At 69.3% G+C, this 17,757-nt stretch carries 13 protein-coding genes and 3 pseudogenes; 13 read left to right on the plus strand and 3 right to left on the minus strand.

From position 1 onward, the window contains the following. Positions 1 to 239: 239 nt before the first annotated feature. Positions 240 to 1,133, plus strand: coding sequence for a universal stress protein (locus ACZ5XZ_RS29070; RefSeq protein WP_468983190.1), 894 nt, complete (start codon positions 240 to 242; stop codon positions 1,131 to 1,133). Positions 1,134 to 1,218: 85 nt separating this feature from the next. After that, the gene (ppdK, locus tag ACZ5XZ_RS29075) at positions 1,219 to 3,855 is read left to right on the plus strand and encodes a pyruvate, phosphate dikinase (protein WP_468983193.1); all 2,637 of its coding nucleotides are present in this window, start codon (positions 1,219 to 1,221) and stop codon (positions 3,853 to 3,855) included. 38 nt (positions 3,856 to 3,893) lie between these two features. Here ppdK and ACZ5XZ_RS29080 read toward each other — a convergent pair whose 3' ends face one another. Together ACZ5XZ_RS29080 and ACZ5XZ_RS29085 are read right to left on the minus strand one after the other, a co-directional pair. Then, positions 3,894 to 4,580, minus strand: a complete 687-nt coding sequence (locus tag ACZ5XZ_RS29080; protein ID WP_468983194.1) for a CBS domain-containing protein — start codon at positions 4,578 to 4,580, stop codon at positions 3,894 to 3,896. Positions 4,581 to 5,321: 741 nt separating this feature from the next. Further along, positions 5,322 to 6,197 carry a universal stress protein gene (locus ACZ5XZ_RS29085; RefSeq protein ID WP_430975351.1) on the minus strand — a complete coding sequence of 292 codons (876 nt, stop codon included), beginning with the start codon at positions 6,195 to 6,197 and terminating at the stop codon, positions 5,322 to 5,324. Between the two features lie 287 nt (positions 6,198 to 6,484). Here ACZ5XZ_RS29085 and ACZ5XZ_RS29090 point away from each other — a divergent pair, with 287 nt between their 5' ends. From ACZ5XZ_RS29090 to ACZ5XZ_RS29140, 11 genes and pseudogenes are all read left to right on the plus strand, one after another. Continuing rightward, positions 6,485 to 7,099, plus strand: a complete 615-nt coding sequence (locus tag ACZ5XZ_RS29090; RefSeq protein WP_468983197.1) for an Rv1733c family protein — start codon at positions 6,485 to 6,487, stop codon at positions 7,097 to 7,099. Positions 7,100 to 7,266: 167 nt separating this feature from the next. Further along, entirely contained in the window at positions 7,267 to 7,686 is a 420-nt protein-coding gene (locus ACZ5XZ_RS29095) for a CBS domain-containing protein (RefSeq protein WP_468983199.1), read from the plus strand. 51 nt (positions 7,687 to 7,737) lie between these two features. Next, the gene (locus ACZ5XZ_RS29100; RefSeq protein WP_468983202.1) at positions 7,738 to 8,505 is read left to right on the plus strand and encodes a SpoIIAA family protein; all 768 of its coding nucleotides are present in this window, start codon (positions 7,738 to 7,740) and stop codon (positions 8,503 to 8,505) included. 630 nt (positions 8,506 to 9,135) lie between these two features. Continuing rightward, positions 9,136 to 9,708, plus strand: a complete 573-nt coding sequence (locus tag ACZ5XZ_RS29105; RefSeq protein WP_468983204.1) for a hypothetical protein — start codon at positions 9,136 to 9,138, stop codon at positions 9,706 to 9,708. After that, a complete protein-coding gene (ftsH, locus tag ACZ5XZ_RS29110; protein ID WP_468983206.1) occupies positions 9,705 to 11,645 on the plus strand; it encodes an ATP-dependent zinc metalloprotease FtsH in 1,941 nt (646 codons plus the stop codon). Before ACZ5XZ_RS29105 ends, ftsH begins: the two co-directional genes overlap by 4 nt. A 333-nt stretch (positions 11,646 to 11,978) precedes the next feature. After that, positions 11,979 to 12,875, plus strand: coding sequence for a DUF1918 domain-containing protein (locus ACZ5XZ_RS29115; protein WP_468983319.1), 897 nt, complete (start codon positions 11,979 to 11,981; stop codon positions 12,873 to 12,875). 256 nt (positions 12,876 to 13,131) lie between these two features. After that, positions 13,132 to 14,372 (plus strand): annotated as a pseudogene (locus ACZ5XZ_RS29120) (RtcB family protein). Positions 14,373 to 14,478: 106 nt separating this feature from the next. Further along, the gene (locus ACZ5XZ_RS29125; protein ID WP_468983209.1) at positions 14,479 to 14,913 is read left to right on the plus strand and encodes an archease; all 435 of its coding nucleotides are present in this window, start codon (positions 14,479 to 14,481) and stop codon (positions 14,911 to 14,913) included. 361 nt (positions 14,914 to 15,274) lie between these two features. Continuing rightward, positions 15,275 to 15,628 (plus strand): annotated as a pseudogene (locus ACZ5XZ_RS29130) (ferric reductase); the annotation flags it as partial. Positions 15,629 to 15,853: 225 nt separating this feature from the next. Further along, positions 15,854 to 16,036 (plus strand): FMN-binding protein, encoded by a 183-nt coding sequence (locus ACZ5XZ_RS29135; protein ID WP_468983322.1) that lies wholly within the window; start codon positions 15,854 to 15,856, stop codon positions 16,034 to 16,036. A gap of 34 nt (positions 16,037 to 16,070) precedes the next feature. Continuing rightward, positions 16,071 to 16,831: pseudogene (locus ACZ5XZ_RS29140) on the plus strand (FAD:protein FMN transferase). 29 nt (positions 16,832 to 16,860) lie between these two features. Here the strand turns inward: ACZ5XZ_RS29140 and ACZ5XZ_RS29145 are convergent. Then, on the minus strand, positions 16,861 to 17,754 hold the full coding sequence (locus ACZ5XZ_RS29145; protein ID WP_468983212.1) for a LysR family transcriptional regulator: 894 nt from the start codon (positions 17,752 to 17,754) through the stop codon (positions 16,861 to 16,863). Positions 17,755 to 17,757: the final 3 nt, after the last annotated feature.

The following is a 17,757-nucleotide window of genomic DNA, read 5'->3' on the forward strand; positions in this document are numbered from 1 at the left end:
GACACCTCCAGCCTGCTTCCGCCTCACCGCGTGGTGCAGGGGCCGTCCGGCCCCAAACCGAGCGAGCAGCGTTCGGCAGGGGCCTACGACACTGAGGGCCAACCAGGGCGTACTGCACAGCGCGCCACCCGTTGGGCCGGTCGGCCCGTGAGAAGGCCCCCTGCGGCCCCTCCCCTGAGTCGGGCACGCCGAGCACCGTGTCAGGGGAACGCAACCTTCGCTCCCCTGGGAGGTACGTCATGACGCGCCCCGTGGCCGTCGGCGTGGACGGATCCCCCTCGGGCCTGGCCGCCGCGGACTGGGGCGCGCGGGAGGCCCAGCTCAGGGACGTGCCGCTGCGGCTCGTCCATGCATGGGAGTGGCAGCCGTATGCCCACGCACCTCCGGGAGGGCCCGAGGCTGCCCGGCACTGGTCCGAGGGCGTCCCACGTGAGGTGACCGCCTGGTTGCAGCACCTCTACCCGGACCTGGACATCACAGCGCAGCGTCTCACCGGGCCACCCCCGGAGGTACTGTGCAAAGCCGCCGAAGAAGCCGAACTCCTGGTGGTCGGTACGGTCGGCATCGGCCGGCTCACCGGGTTCCTGCTCGGTTCGGTCGCTCTGGCCACTGTCGCGCACACCGAGCGGCCCGTCGTCCTGGTACGCGCCCGGACGGCAGAAGAGAACGAGCATCAGGGACGGGCGTCGGGGGTCGTGTCCCCGCCCCCGGTGGTCCTCGGCCTCGACCTCGCCAGACCTGGCGACGACGTGATCCGCTTCGCCTTCGAATCCGCGGCGCTGCGAGCCGCTCCCCTGCTGGTGGTGCACGGCTGGAACCCACCGGCCTTCTACGGCGAGTCCGGCGTGGGCACGGACCCGAACTGGGAAGCCGATATCGCGGACGCGGAGTCGGAAACCATGCGGCATGCGCTGCGGCCGTGGCGCGAGAAGTACCCGTCCGTGGACGTGACCGAGCAAGCCGTCATCGGACAACCCGCCCACCATCTGCTGGACGCCGCAACCTGCGCCGCCCTCGTCGTCATCGGACGGCGCACCCGGGCTCCGAAGGCCATCGCCCCACGCATCGGGCACATCGCTCACGCCGTCCTGCACCACTGCCCGGCACCGGTCGCCATCGTCCCCCACGACTGACCGCGACGGCCGACATCCGGTTGTGCGCTCGCTCGACACCACCGCCGGCGGCATCCATCGCCGCTCTCCAGGAAGGGTCACGGTCATGATCCGATACGTGTACGACTTCACCGACGGCGGCCAGTCCATGGCCAACCTCCTTGGAGGCAAGGGCGCCCACCTCGCCGAGATGACCCGCATGGGTCTGCCCGTGCCCCCCGGGTTCACCATCACCACCCAGGCGTGCCGGTCCTTCCTGGCCACCGGCAGCGAGCCCGAACAGCTCGCTGGCGAACTCACCGAGCATCTCGCTGCCCTGGAACAATCCATGGGCCGCAGCCTCGGCGATCCGAAGGACCCGCTGCTGCTCTCGGTACGGTCGGGGGCTCAGCGCTCCATGCCGGGCATGATGGAGACGATCCTTGACGTCGGACTCAACGACGCGACCGTGCGCGGCCTGGCAGAGGTGTCGGGCAATGCCGACTTCGCCTGGGACTCCTACCGCCGACTGCTGCAGATGTACGGCGTCACCGTACTGGGCGTGGACGCCGACCTCTTCGCCTCCGAACTGGCGCGCCACCCGGATGCGCACGAACTCCCTCTCGTTGTCGACAACTTCAAGAGGATCATCAGGACAGCGGCCAACGAGGACTTCCCGCAGGACCCGGCCACACAGCTGCGCCGCGCCGTCCGTGCCGTCTTCCTTTCCTGGAACGGCGAGCGAGCGAAGATCTACCGGCGCCGTGAGCACATCGCCGAAGACCTGGGCACAGCGGTGACCGTCCAGGCCATGGTCTACGGCAACCTCGGCTCCGACTCCGGAACCGGTGTCGCCTTCACCCACGATCCAGCCACCGGTCGCGAGGGCGTCTACGGCGACTATCTCCCCAACGCCCAGGGCGAGGACGTCGTCTCCGGCGTCCGCAACGCCGTTCCGCTACAGGACCTGGAGCGGCTCGACCCGCTGTCGTTCCATCAACTTCAGGACTGCCTACTGACACTGACGAAGCACTACCGCGATCTGTGCGACACCGAGTTCACCATCGAACGCGGAAAGCTGTGGATGCTCCAGACCCGGATCGGCAAACGCACCGCGGAGGCGGCCTTCCGCATCGCCGCCCACTTCATCGACGAGGACGTGATCACTCCGGACGAGGTGCTGGGCCGGGTGACCGGCGAGCAGCTCGGGCAGTTGATGTTCCCTCGATTCGACACGGCTCACACCGAACCGCCGCTCGCGGTCGGCATACCGGCATCCCCCGGTGCCGCGGTCGGCGCCACGGTCTTCGACTCGGCCGAGGCAGTACGCCGGGCCGGTCTCGGGGAGAACGTCGTCCTCGTCCGCCGCGAGACCAGCCCCGACGACCTGCCCGGCATGATCGCCGCACGCGCGGTGCTGACCGGCCGCGGCGGCAAGACGAGCCACGCGGCCGTAGTGGCACGCGGCATGGGCCGGGTCTGCGTATGTGGCACCGAGACGCTGACCATCGACCCGTTGGACCGGACCTTCACCACCTCCGACGGCACCCGGGTGACAGAAGGCACGGTGATCTCCGTCGACGGCTCCACAGGCGCTGTGCACCTGGGCGCACTGCCGCTGGTGGAGTCCGACGTGATGCGCTACTTCGAATACGGCGAGGAACCCACCGCCCTGAGCGCCGCGGTAGCCCACGCACTGGAACGAGCCGACCACGCGCGACGCCTGGACGTCCTGGCGAACGCCGACACACCCCAGGACGCGGCCCGCGCCCGACGCTTCGGGGCGAGCGGCATCGGCCTGTGCCGCACCGAGCACATGTTCCTCGGCGAACGCCGACGCCTCCTCGAGACGATGATCCTGGCGCCGACCGATGCGGACCGCCGGCAGGCCCTGGACGACCTGCTGCCCCTCCAGCGCGGCGACTTCACCGAAATCCTGGCCGCCATGGACGGGCTGCCCGTGACCATCCGCCTGCTGGATCCCCCACTGCACGAATTCCTCCCGGACCGCACCGAGTTGACCGAACGCATCGCCGCCCTACGAGCAGCTGGGGAGACACCCGACCCACACGACGTGCGCCTGCTCGATGCCGTCTCGCGCCTCGACGAGCACAACCCCATGCTGGGACTGCGCGGAGTCCGTCTCGGACTGGTGACACCCGGGCTGTACGCCATGCAGGCGCGGGCCATCGGCGAGGCCGTCGCCCAGCGCCGACGCGACGGCGGCGAGCCACACGCCGAGATCATGATCCCACTCGTCGGCACCGCGAGGGAACTCTCACGGGCCCGCGACGAGGTAACCGCCACGCTCACCGAAGTCTCCACAGCGACCGGCATCGACGTGCACTGCCCCATCGGCACCATGATCGAGCTCCCCCGAGCCGCCCTGACGGCCGGCCCCATCGCACGGCACGCCGATTTCTTCTCCCTCGGCACCAACGACCTCACCCAGACCACCTGGGGCCTCTCCCGGGACGACGCAGAAGCGTCCTTCCTCCCCGCCTACCTCGCACAAGGCATCTGCGACGCCTCCCCCTTCGAAACCCTCGACCTCGACGGAGTCGGCCGCCTCATCTCCCTCACACTCCAGGAGGGCCGCGCCGCTCACCCCGGTCTGCCCGTCGGCGTCTGCGGTGAACACGGCGGCGACCCCGACTCCATCCACTTCTTCGACTCGGCGGGGCTGGACTACGTCTCCTGCTCGCCCTATCGCGTTCCGATCGCCCGACTGGAGGCGGGGCGGGCTCGTTACCTGCAAGGATGACCCGCGACGGGAATAGTCCTGGGGCCAGGACCATGCGGTCAGGCATGCCATCCCCTCTCCGGCGGCCCGGGTGACACGGACATCGGCCCGGTCACATCGAACTCCACGTCCACCACCCCCTCGACCGACCGCACCAGGCGAGCGATCACCGGGATGAGTGCCGTGTCCCGGACCCTCCCGCTGAGCGTGACCACCCCGTCTGCGACCGTGACCTGCAGGTCCCTGGTCGGCGGCGCGAACAGCGCGCCGACGATGTCCCGGCGGACTTCCTCCGCGAGGTCTTCGTCCGAGCGCAGGAAGACCTTCAGCAGGTCGGCACGGCTGACGATCCCCCGCAGCAGCCCGTGCCCGTCCACCACCGGAAGCCGTTTGACGGACTCCCTCGCCATCACCCGCGCCGCCTGCGACAGCGTGGCATCGGCGCGCACAGTGTGGGCGGGACTGGTCATCAGCTCCCCCGCCGTCACCGCTTCCGCCCTACGGACGTCATCGACCTGCCGCAGCTGCTCCAGACGCTCGGGGTCCGACTCCCGGAACTCCTCCTTCGGCAGCAGATCCGCCTCGGAGACCACCCCGACCACGCGTCGGTCCCCTGCCAGGACCGGCAGCGCACTGACCGTCCACCGTTCCATGGTCTCGACGATCTCCTTGAACCCCGCCTCCCGGTTGACCGCTGCCACGGTCTTGGTCATCACATCACCGACGATGTGCGGAGTGTTCGGCATGGCTCCTCCTCGGTACACGGAACGGCGCCGCGTGGCAATGCGACACCTCCACAGTGGGCCGCGCAGCGAGCAGGCAGGGAGGGGCCGTCCGGCCCCAGCCGCCGCCGATCGGCCGACGAACCCGGTTTCCGGGACTGGGCGCAGCGCTTCACCCGCGAACAGGCGCTTCGTGTCGCCGAAGGAGGAAGCCGCCCTGCCGGTGGCTGTCCGGGCCGCTGCGACGAGGTGCGGGGCGGGCACAGCACCAGTGGCGCCCGGGATAGCGAGTCAGTGCCGCGCCCATCACCGGGCCAAGTGAGCCCGGCGCCCCGCACATTGGGAGTTCACACCTTGAGGCAAGATAGCTCAAGCAACCGTCCCTCTGAGGCGTGGCGTCGAGGCGCTGAAGCGAAACCAGCTTGCTGTCCCGCATCTACGCGCGCGGCACAGCAGCATCTCATCACCCAGCTTCATGCCGCGGTGTGAAACGATCCGTGGCGGCAGTCGACTTCGGTTGTCGGTAGCCGCAGCACGTCTGCCGCCTGCCGACGTCCTCGTACCACCGTGCTGGGACCGGCGAAGAGGTCGACGGTCCCAGCCTCAAACGGTTCACGCGCTCCCACAGGCCGCCGTGTACAGCCGGGTGATGGGGTGGCACTGGCCGTCACTGAGACCGCACGGAACCGACTCCCGGCAGGGACCAGCGCACGGTAGGCGACGGAGCGGTGCCACAGGTGGCGGCGCTCCCTGCGATTCGCCGGTTCAGTCATGAGGGACGACCGCGATGGGGCATCGTACGTGGTGGAGGGCGGCCTGGGCTACGGGGCCCAGGCGGGGCATCAGCGCGGGACGGTGTTTGCGTCTGCCGAGGACCAGTGTCACGGCGTCGGCGGCGGCCCGTATGACGGCCTGGGCGGGGCTGTCGAGATCGATGCTGTCGGCCACTTCCACGTGCGGGAACCGCTCACACCAGGGGCGGAGAGCCTGGGTCAGCTGCTTCCGCGCGTCCTGAATGATCTCTTCGGCGACGTCATGGGCCATTCCCAAGGAGACGTGGGCGTGCGGCGGCACGCTTCGTCCGTGGACGGCCCGGAGAGGCACACCCCATGCTGCGGCAGTGCCGAAGGCGAACTCGAGCAGATCGTCGCAGGGGCCGTGCAGTTTCAGTGCCACCACCACACAACCTGTCGTGTGTACGGCGGGCGGCGGCCCTTCTTTGTGGGTTTCGGCACGGACCAGGACCACCGGCCGCTCGGCCCGTGCCACGACGGGCGTGCTGATGTCGCCCAGGAAGTAACTCCCGACAGGATCCAGCCCCCGCGAGCCGAGCACCGTCATCTCGGACTCCGATGCCGCTTGCAGCAGTGCGTTCGGGGCATCGTCGGCCACCAGGTTGCCGACGATCACAAGGCCCGGGTGGCGCGCTTGGAGTTCCGCCCGTGCCTTGTCGACGAGCCGCCTCGCCCAATAGTTGTGATCGATTTCGGAGGCGACGCGGGTCGGTTCCGGCGCCAGGGTGGGCCATGCGTGCAGCAGACGCAGTGTGAGCTTGCGCCGTTCGGCTTCATCGGCGGCCCAACAGGCAGCGGCAAGACTCTCGGGTGAAGCGTCAAGGCCCACGGTGATGACTGGCTCCATTGGCGACTGCCTCCGTCTCGTATGAAGCTGGAACGCCGGTGTACGAGTCCGCCTGTCCGTCCAGAGACCGCCGGCACGCCGAGCACGGCCCCCACTACTACGAGGAGTACCCCAGACCTTCACTGGCTGCATACGGACCCGGCTGTCGAGCGAAGCGCGCATCACCGGGGACGCCGGCGACCGTTCCGTGGGGCCTGGAAGGCCGCCCACCGGGGACCTTCGCCCATGTGACCGCGTCTGCCACCGTTCGATGGTGGTGGGGAACCAGCCCATTGCTGGAGACAGACATGAGTGCACGAGGCTCGCCGGACGCATCCAGTCCGCATCCACCGCGGCATGGGCACCCGCCCGAGGCAGCGAACCCCCTGAGGCGTACATCCGACAGGGTCGAATCCGGGGTCTTCCGCTTGCTGATGCTCCTGCTCGTCTTCGGACTTCCGGTGGCGTCGACCTGTGCGGGGCTGGCGGCATGCGACTCTTCGATGCGCGCCGTGCAAGCACAGTCGACGGAACGGTACGAGGTCACCGCCCGGCTTGCTTCGAATGTCGAAGGAGTGCAGCGCCGTGCCGAAAACGCCGAACACCGAGCACAGGTCCGCTGGACTGACAGGAACGGCAAGGAGCGGACCGGAATCGCCCTCGTGAAAGGGGGTACGCCCGAGGGGGCCACGGTTCCGATCTGGCTGAAGCGGGACGGAAGCATCAGCAGTCCTCCGATGACCGTGCGCGATGCGACAGCAACCGGCTGGCTGGTGGGTGGCATGACGGCGGTCGGCGTGGCCTCGGCACTTTTCGGCGCTCGGGCGGGCATGCGCCTGGTACTGGACCGTAGGAGGCATGCGCAGTGGGATGCCGAATGGGCCTCGGTGGAACCTCGGTGGTCCGCGCGGTTTCGTCAGTGACGGGCAGCGGTCGGCGCGGAAGCCGAGAAGAGGGCGCCGAGATCCGATGCCCCTGGCGTGCGTGCGGGATGCGAAGAAATCACACTGACTGCAGGAGTACGAGTCGGGGCGGGCCCGGCCAGGTGGGCTCTCCTCGCGTAGATCGCAACGCTGCAAAGGAGGCAGCCATGACCACGGCGCGGGAGATCATGCATGTAGGTGTCACCTGCATCCAGGAAAGCGAGACGTTGCAGGATGCGGCACGCAGGATGAGCGAGCTGGGAGTCGGAGCCCTACCGATCTGTGGACCGGATGACCGGCTCCACGGGATCATCACCGACCGTGACATCGTGGTGAAGTGCCTTGCCAAGGGCAAGGATCCCAGGACCATGACCGCGGGGCAGTTGGAGCAGGGCAAGCCGATTACGGTCGACGCGGCGGCCGACTCCGACCAGGTTCTGCGGACAATGGAGGAGCACAGGATCCGGCGGCTGCCGGTCATCGAAGACCACCGCCTGGTGGGCATGATCAGCGAGGCGGACCTCGCACGTCGCCTATCGGAGCAGCAGGTGGGTCATTTTGTCGAGGTCGTCTGCGCGGCCACCTGACTCGCTCGGCCGAGCGTACACCGCGTCGTCCTGGTCCGGAGGGAGAATCACATGCTGGTGAGAACCAAAGAAACGCCCGCAGGCATCGACGTGGTGAAGGCGATCGGCACCGTATCGAAAAGCGACTACCAGACGGTGGTCGAGCCACTCATCAATGAGGCGCGCAGGGAAGGGCGCCGCATTCGGGTTCTGTGCGAGATCGGGCCGGAGTTCCAGTCGTTCACCCCCGCCGCAGGCTGGGAGGACCTCAAGGTCGGCCCCGGCGCCATACGGCTGTGCGAGGGCTGCGCGGTCGTCAGCGACAAGGGCTGGATCCGCGAGTCGACACGATTGACGCGGTTTCTGATGCCCTGTCCCGTGCGTGTCTTCGACGTTCAGGAGCGCGACGAGGCCCTGCAGTGGTTGACGTCACTGCCCGAAGGCCCCGGCATTTCCCACCGGCTCCTGACCGATTCCCGCGTGCTTGTCGTCGAAGTCGAACACCCCCTGCGCTCCCAGGACTTCGATGCCCTGTCCGTGACCGCGGACAACTGGCTTCGGGCACACGACAAACTGGCCGGCGTCGTGATCCACACGCGCGATTTCCCCGGTTGGGAAAACATCGGCAGCCTCATCCGCCACGTGCGGTTCATCCGCGACCACCACCGGAAGGTCGAAAGAATCGCGCTGGCGGCGGACAGCAAGGCCGCGGCTTTGGCGCCGCAGCTCGCGAACCATTTCGTCAAGGCCGAAGTGCGGCGGTTCGCCTACGACGAACTCGACGACGCCCTCGCATGGGCCGCCGGCCACGAGACTCAGCAACCGGGCGAAGCGCATTGACCGCCGGCCGCCAGGAGGAGCCCGCCTCATCCAGCACGGGTGCCCATGCCGACCGCCTTCGATCGTGTCAGCAGCGAAGAAGAAGTTGTCAGCCGAAGAGGCTGCGCACTCGGATTGTTCGGATGCGCCGCCTTGGCGTACGGCGAAGGGGGAGGCGCCCGCCAGAGGCGATGCCGGAAGTTGCAGTTTCTACGGTTCTACCGCTCGTACAGCGCACCGCGGGCATCGGCCTGCTACCGGCCGTGGCGCTCCGCTCCTCGGCCGGTGTCGGCTCTCTCACCACTCGTCCCGTGAACCGCAGGACATCACCTGCCTGATCCTGCATCGCCGCTCACGCCTTTCCCTGCCCTCTTGTGACTCTTGCACCAGCCTTCCGGCCTCACTTCCAGTGTGCGATGACCGCCCGGAGTCGCATGACGATCTTCCGGGCGACGGGGCCGTTCACGGCTGCTCCCGGCAGGCGCCCGGGCCCGGAGCCGACACCGGTACTGCCCTCCAGCCAACAGCGGGCAGCCCGCGCTTCCAGGCGCGGCGCAGTCCGCGAGCGCACCATGGACATCAGGGACAGCTTCCGGCATGCGCCCGCCCGATCTGGGGCGGTGTGCCGACGACCCGTGTAAGTGAGTAGTGATGAGACTCTCCGTCGTCGACCCCCTCTACAAGGAGTCCGGCCCGTTTGCCGCGATCCACTTGGACATTTCGCGTCACAGCGCCATCGACGATCCGGACACCGCCATCGCTCTGCGCTGGCGGCATCTTCACAAGGGCCTGCTGTCCGAAGGTGCGGACCCGGACTCCATAGCAGCTGTGGCCAGCACTGTGGGAAGAGATGTGGATGTGCCCGGCGCGCGCGGCCAGGCGCTCTTCATCGCCCACGGGAAGCTCACTCTGTGGGACGAACCCCCCGAACCTCCCGCCCCGGACAGAGCCCACTTCGGGACGCTCCCCGATGCCCTGCCCCTCATCGTGCAGCACGCGCCCGAGATCTCGCACCTGGCTGTGCGCGTCCACTACACAGACGCTCATTCCAAGGAGGCCCCCGGCACCGTCCGTGTCGACTCCGAGGTGGGAACATGGCCGTTGACGAAGGTCAGGCCCGGCGAACGTGGCCATGAGAAGGTCCCCGGCCACGGTCCGAGCACTCGCACTGCGGAAACACTGTTGTCTACAAGGCATGCCCTGCGTCAAGGGAGCCAGCGGTGATCACAGCAGTTCGCTTGCCGCACCGCCATCCGACGCGGTCGGCCAAACCGGGTCAGTCACGGGAGCCACCCAAGCCGGCACCGGAAGCGCGACCCCCCGCCTGGCGGCCGTGGCTGCTGCCCATCGTCCTGGTGGCCATGTTCACCCTTCTCCTCACCAGGCCGCAGTCCCCGGCGGGCACCTCGTACTCGTACAGTGCGTTCCTCGGCAAGGTGAGCGCAGGCCAGGTCAAGACCGTCGACATCAACGACAAGGGGTCCGTCAGCGGGACTCTCAAGGACGGCCGTAAGTTCACCACCCGGATCCCCACCGCTTTGGACAACAACCGCCTTGAGCAGCAGTTGCGGTCCGAGAAGGTCGACATCACCGCCTCCGACAGTGGTGGGGGCAGTTGGCTGGGAACCCTGCTGGCAGTGCTCCTGCCCCTGATACTCCTGGGTGCCCTTTTCCTGTGGACCGGGCGCCAGGCGGCACGCACGCTGTCCGGGGGGCTCACGGGCATCGGACGGTCCAAGGCGAAGATCATCGAGACCGAGCGTCCCACCACTCGGTTCGACGACGTCGCCGGGTACGAGGGCGTCAAGCAGGAGGTCAGTGAGGTCGTGGACTTTCTGCGCCATCCCGAGCGGTATGCAGTGGTCGGCGCCAAGGGACCACGTGGCGTGATCATGGTCGGACCCCCGGGCACCGGCAAGACCCTGATCGCTCGCGCTGTCGCCGGCGAGGCGGAAGTCCCGTTCCTTTCGGTGACCGGGTCTGCCTTCGTGGAGATGTTCGTCGGGGTCGGTGCCTCCCGGGTGCGCGACCTGTTCGCCGACGCGCGCAAACGCGCCCCCTCGATCATCTTCATCGACGAGATCGACGCCGTCGGCAGCCGCCGCGGCGGGGCCCGGCTCGGCGGTAACGACGAGCGCGAACAGACCCTGAACCAGCTCCTGGCCGAGATGGACGGCTTCGACCAGAGCAGCGGCATCGTGGTGCTGGCCGCGTGCAACCGGCCCGAGGCCCTCGACCCCGCACTTCTGCGGCCGGGCCGTTTCGACCGGCATGTAACCGTCCCACTGCCCAACCAGGCCGAGCGGGCAGCGATCCTCGCCGTCCACGCCCGTGGCAAGTCGCTGTCGTCCGACGTCGACTGGAGCGCTGTCGCCCGAGCCACACCGGGGTTTTCCGGTGCCGACCTCGCCAACCTCGTCAACGAAGCCGCCATCAACGCGGTCCGCGCGGGCGGGTCGATCATCACCGCCCAGGGCCTGGACGACGCCCGTGACCGGGTCCTGCTCGGCCGGCGAGAGACCTCAAACGCCCTGCTCCCCGAGGAGCGCCACGCCGTGGCCGTCCACGAGTCGGGCCATGCCCTGGTCGCGGCCCTGTGCGAGCAGGCCGACCCGGTCGCGAAGGTGACCATCCTGCCTTCGGGGCCGAGCCTGGGCGCCACCGAACAGCTGCCGGAAGCCGAGCGCCACCTGTACAGCGAGGGCTATCTGACCGACCTGCTCACCGTACGGCTCGGCGGCCGGGCCGCGGAGCTCGTGGTCTTCCGCGAAGGCTCGACCGGCGCCGCCGACGACCTCGCCGGAGCCACCCAGATCGCCGGACGCATGGTCCGCGATTTCGGCCTCTCCCCCGCCCTCGGACCGGTCGGCTACGCCTCGGGCGCCCCGCGGTACCTCGGCGGCGAGACTCCCGAAGAGACCCTGCAACGACCCTACTCCGAGCAGACCCAGCGCATCGTCGATGAGGAGATCGCCCGCCTGGTCCGGCAGGCTGAAAAGCGCGCCGTGGACCTGCTGCGCGAGCACCGGCCGGCGCTGGACAGCCTCGCCGAGCTCCTCACTGCCCGCGAAACCGTCGACGGCTCCGTCGTCCTCGACGTGCTGCAGCAACAGCAACGGTCCGACCAGGAAGCCCCCACGGATGGTGACCCGACACGGTGATCCAAACCTCGACGGTGGGGTGCCGTGCCCCCTTGAGGTGAATCCCGGCAGCTGGTGGGTGCCACCGAACATGACATCGAGGGCATCGCCGCGCCCGCAGCCTTGCGGAGTGCTCGCCCGATGGCACATGTGACCCGAGACCTCGTCGTCGACCCTCCGGCGCAGCCGCTCGATGACGGGGATGAGGAGGGCGACTTGCCTCTCGCCTGCCTCGACCGTCACCCCATCCGGAACGAGGCGCAGCGCGGACGGCATCGGCATCGCGCAGGCCCATGCGGCAGCACGCAGCGCGTGGCACGTTGGATACAGCACCTTGAGGAAATGGTGGCGATCATGCGAGCTCAACTCGGCGATCAACTCGTAGTCGAAAGCCCGGTCACTGGCGCCACCAGGCGCGACGGCGAGATTGTCGGACTCCACCACGAGGACGGAACGCCTCCCTACGATGTGCGCTGGTCGGACACAGACGAGGTGACCCTCGTGTTTCCCGGACCCGATGCCCATATCCGTCACATCGAGCAGAGGCCCGGAGGAGCAGGGCAGCAGGTGGGCGCCGTGTCCGACAGGACCACACCGGGCGGAACATCCAACCCCGGCGATATCGGCCGACGCGTTGCCGCAGAGCGCGAACGACAGGGGCTGACCCGGGCCGAAACAGCCCGCCGCGCCAGAATGGCGCTGGACTACTTGGCGTACCTCGAAGAACAGCCCGCCGACCCGAGCCTGGCGAGCCTCATCAGACTGGCCGACGCGCTCGGCATGAGCGCCGCAGCCCTGCGCGGGGGTGGCATCGATCTGCCCCCTGGCCAAGGCCAGGCGCTGCTGCACCCTCAGCTGCGGGATCTCGACCCCAACGAATGCCGCGCCCGGCTGTCCACGCACGGCATTGGGCGCGTCGCAGTGTCGACGCCCGATGGCCCGACCGTGGTACCGGTCAACTACGAAGTCATCGACGACATGATCGCCTTCCGGACCGCCCCTGCCACGGCTCCGGCGGCGGCCGTGGGAGCGGACGTAGCCTTCGAGGTCGACCGTGTTGACGAGGCCATGAGCCAGGGTTGGAGCGTGCTCGTCATCGGCCCCGCGCGAGTTGTCACGGAGCCCGACGAGGTGCGAAGGCTGACCGATCGCGCCCACACCAAGCCATGGGCCGGGGGTGAACGTGAGATGTGGGTGTCGGTCCAGCCCAAGCGCCTCACCGGACGCCGCATCAGTCCGCGCGATCGATGAGGACACGTCTCCTGACCGGCAAGAGGTAGGAAGGCTATGGCTGCGGCGCCGCGGACGACGGGTGGTGACGGATATGGACATATCCCTGGTGCCGGAGAGCCAGTTCCGGTTCCGCATAGACCGGTGCGCCCCGATGCGGGTGCCAGGAGTGGTCTTCGCGACGCCTGATCTGCTGCCGCAGGCGGCTGGGGACAAGGCTCTGGAGCAGGTGGTGAACGTGGCGACGCTGCCCGGCATCGTGCGCGCCTCGTTCGCCATGCCCGATGTGCACTGGGGCTACGGGTTCCCGATCGGAGGCGTCGCCGCCACGGACATCGACGCCGGCGGGGTGGTCTCGCCCGGCGGCGTCGGATTCGACATCTCCTGCGGTGTCCGGCTGCTCGCCGCCGCCATCGACCGCGAGCCACTGGTCCCGCGGATGCGGCGGCTGATGGACGTCCTCGGCGACACGGTGCCGCGTGGCATGGGACGTGGCGGGCTGTGGAAGCTGACCGGCCGGGCGCAGATGGAGAAGCTTCTGGTCGCCGGCGCCGGCTACGCGGTCGAGCACGGGCACGGTGTGTCACGCGATCTGGAGCGCTGCGAGGACCGTGGGGCACTGGCAGGGGCTGATCCGTCACAGGTCGGGCAGCGGGCCGTGGAGCGGGGCTGCAGCAGGTGGGCAGCCTGGGCTCGGGGAACCACTTCCTGGAGGTCCAGGCCGTGGACCGCGTCTACGACGCGGTGACCGCGGCCGCCTTCGGCCTGCACGTCGGCCAAGTGTGCGTGATGATCCACTGCGGCTCACGCGGCCTGGGCCACCAGGTATGCACTGACCATGTCCGCGTTATGGACCAGTCCCTGCGCAGATTCGGCATCCGCGTTCCGGACCGGCAGCTGGCCTGCGCGCCTGTCGTCTCCACACCCGGCCGCGCCTACCTCGGGGCGATGGCGGCCGCAGCCAACTACGGCCGCGCCAACCGGCAGCTGCTCACCGAGGCGGCGCGCCACGCCTTCGACATCGCCGCCGAAGCAGGACTCGACCTGGTTTACGACGTCTCCCACAACACGGCCAAGGTCGAGACCCACGACGTGGACGGGGAACCGCGCCGGCTGTGCGTCCATCGCAAGGGCGCCACCCTGGCGCTCCCGCCCGGCCACCCTGACCTGCCCGAGGAACTCGCTGCCTTCGGACACCCCGTACTGGTTCCCGGCACGATGGGCACGGCCTCGTACGTGATGGTCGGCACCATCGGCAACGACGCGTTCGCGTCCACCGCCCATGGCGCGGGGCGCGTGTGGAGCCGCCACCAGGCGCTGCGCCGGGTCCGCGGCGAGCAGCTGCGCGACGAGCTGGAGTCCCAGGGCATCTCCGTCCGGCCGTCTTCGTGGCGCGGCCTCGCGGAAGAGGCCCCCGATGCCTACAAGGACGTCGACGCGGTCGCCCGTGCCACGGAAGGCGCGGGTCTCGCCCGGCCGGTTGCCCGCATGGTGCCGCTCGGCGTCGTCAAGGGGTGACGACCGGGCTCAGGCGGCGTCCGCGGTACCTGCTTGAAGCCGTGTCCTCCACCATGGCTTCGGCCCGATGTCGCGATCGGTGGTGGCTGCCGGAGGGAGGCGTGTGATGCGTCGGGAGAGTGCCACGCGCCACGGCGGTCACCGTAGTGTTCCGCACACTGCGGATCTGCGGGTGGAGGCATGGGCTCCCACCCGTGAGGAGTGCCTGGAGCAGGCCGTGCATGGTGTCTGCGAGTCGTTCCTGGATCTGGCAGGAGCGGTCGGCGTCCGGAGGCGGGACGTGGAAGTGCGAGCCGACGCGGACGAGGACCTCTTGGTGGCCCTACTGGACGAGATCGTGTACCGGCTCGACACCGACGGCGAGGTCCCGATCGAGGTGGAACTGACCCCGATCGCCGGTGGCCTGCGCGCCGCCCTGCGCATGGCTGACGCCGACTCACTCCAGGTGACGGGCGCCGTACCGAAGGGGGTCACTCTGCACGAGCTGGACTTCGCCCATGGGGCACAGGGCTGGACCTGTTCGGTGACGCTCGACGTCTGAGCGACGTCCGGGTCCGAACGGACTCGGTAGCGCCCCCTCACTGGCTCGGCCCGAAGCCGTCGCGAGGGCGGTTGTTCATCGCACGGGGCCCGGACCCCACGCGGCGTGGCATCACCTGCTCGTTGCCTCACCTCCGTGACGTGGGCTAACGGCATTCTCCGCAACTTTGCAGGCGTGGCTTCATGGCCAAGCGTCCGGAGCGCCTGACGATACGGGCGGGTCAGTGGCTGTCGGTACCGAGCGACGCCGGGGGAAGATCACGGTGAACTCGGTGTGTCCAGGGCGGCTGGTCATCACGCCCCGCCCGCCGTGCGCGGTGACCACGCCTTGACGATGGCGAGCCCCAGTCCGGTGCCGCCCGCCGCACGCGGTGTCCGTGTACCTCACGGGCGAGCGGCTGTCCGAGCTCGGCGCCCCGGCCCGGCCAGTTCTTCCGCTGGCGGTTCCTGGCGCCGGGCCTGTGGTGGACCGCCACCCCCTATACTCCCTCTCCGCGCCGCCGCTCCCCCATCACCTGCGCATCACGGTGAAGACGGCCGGCGGGCACAGTGCGGCCCTGGCGCGGCTGCGGCCCGGCACCCGGGTGTGGGCCGAAGGACCCTACGGTGCCTTCACCGAAGCGCGTCGCCGGTCAGCCAAAGTACTGCTGCTCGCGGGCGGCGTGGGTATCACCCCGCTGCGCGCGCTCTTCGAAAGCCTCCCAGACGAGGTCACTGACTGCCGTGTCGACCAGCGCCCTGGTCGTCCTCCTGCTCTCCCTCAAACCGCACCAGCCAGCCGGCCTCACCAGCGATCCGACCAGGGTGGGTGCCGCGCCGGCCTCGTCGCCCACCGGACGTCCGCAGCGGAGCGGCCACCCGGGCGACGCGCGATCCGCACCCGATACGGCACCGTACAGGTCGCCGCCACCGTCAAGGCCGGCAGACTGACGGCCGTCAAGGTGCTGCACACGCCGTCCGAGAATGGTCGTGACCGGGAGATCGCCGCCTACGCCGTACCGCGCCTGACCCAGGAAGCACTGAGCATGCACAGCGCCCGCATCGATGCGGTGTCCGGAGCCAGCTACACCAGCGCCGGCTACATCCGATCGCTGCAGAGCGCCCTGGACCAGGCCGGTGCCTGAGCCCCGGCGCAGCCTGTGCCACGTCGAGCGGACGATGGGCACGGTGTTCTCGTTCGACATCCGCGACCCCCGCACGCCCGCCATCGGGTCCGCCCTGCACGACGCGGTCGCCTGGCTCCACCACGTCGACCAGGTCTTCTCGACCTACCGCCCCGGCAGCGCCGTCAGCCGACTCGCGCGCGGCGAGATCGAACTCGACGCCTGCCCCCCCCGAGGTGCGGGAGGTCCTCGACCTCTGCGAGCAGGTGGGGCGCGCCACGGGCGGCTGGTTCAGCGCCACCCCGGACGGCACCCTCGACCCGTCCGGACTGGTCAAAGGCTGGGCAGGCGAACGCGCCACGCAGCTCCTGCAGGCCGCCGGCGCCCACCACACCTGCGTGAACGGCGGGGGCGACCTCCAGCTCAGCGGGGAGGCGGCGCCCGGCGCCCCCTGGCGCTTCGGGATCGCCCACCCGCTGCGCCCCGGGGAACTGTGCACCGTCGTCACCGGACGCAACCTGGCCGTCGCCACCTCGGGCACTGCCGAGCGGGGCTCCCACATCCTCGATCCGCACACCGGCGCCCCCGCCTCAGGTCCCGCCTCGGTCACCGTCGTCGGCCGCCACCTGACCACGACGGACGCCTACGCCGGCCTTCGCCATGGGCACCGCCGCCAGAAACTGGCTGGCCGGGCTCGAAGGTTACGAGGTGTTCGCCGTCACGCGGGACGGCGGTACCTGGTACACCCCGGAGTTCCCGGGAAAGCCGCGCGAGGGTGTCGGCCTCCGGCTGCTGTCCGACGAGCCGTGTGACTGAGCCGGTCGGTATCGATGCCTTCTGAGCACTTACCCGTCGCATCGCCCCCGTGCATCGGTGAGGAGAGCGCAGAGGCGTTCGACGAGCGGGTTGGTGTCATCGGCCCGCCGCACCAGGTGCAGGTCGGTCGAGGTCTCGGCCAATGGCCGGGGGGTCACTCCGATGCGGCGCAGCACACGGTGCGAATCGGCGAGCACCGCGGCGCCGAACTTGGCCGCGACCAGGGCCAGCAGCGTCTGCACGCTGCGGCCTTCGGCACTGATCCGCGGCACGATCCCGGCGCCGTGGCAGAGGGCGATGATCTCGTCGTAGGACCGAGGTGAGACGTCCCGGGGCCAGATGACCAGGGGGATCTGGCCCAGTGCGGTGAGCGGGGCGGGTTCCGAGGGATGAGCCAGCGGATGGCCGGCCGGCAGGAACAGCGTCAGCGGTTCACGCCACCACACCTGCGTGGCCAGCCGGGCATCGCGTATGGGGAGGCGCTGAACCGCGAGATCGTAGCGGCCGTCCAGCACGCCTTTCGACATCTCGGCATCGTTGAAGCTCTCCTCCAACTGCAGGTGCACTCGGGGAAGTTCACGCCGCACCCGGCCCAGCGCTGCACCGAGTGGCCCGTTGATGCCCGAACCGGCGAAGGTCACGACCAGTCGCCCGGCCATGCCCTGCCCGGCCAGCCGCACGTCCGTCAGGGCGGCCTCCGCCTCGGCGAGCACGGTGGCCGCACGCCGGACCAGCACCTGTCCGGCTTGTGTCGGCGTCAGTCCGCGCCCTTCCCTGACGAAGAGTTTGACCCCCAACTGCCGTTCCATTTCCTGGAGTTGGCGGCTTAGCGTAGGCTGCGTCAGATGCAGCCGCCGCGCCGCTCCGCTGATGCTGCCCTCCTCCGCGATCGCGACTGCGTAGCCGAGTAGCCTTAGCTCCATCTA

It is taken from the genome of Streptomyces sp. NPDC033270 (genome assembly GCF_055576575.1).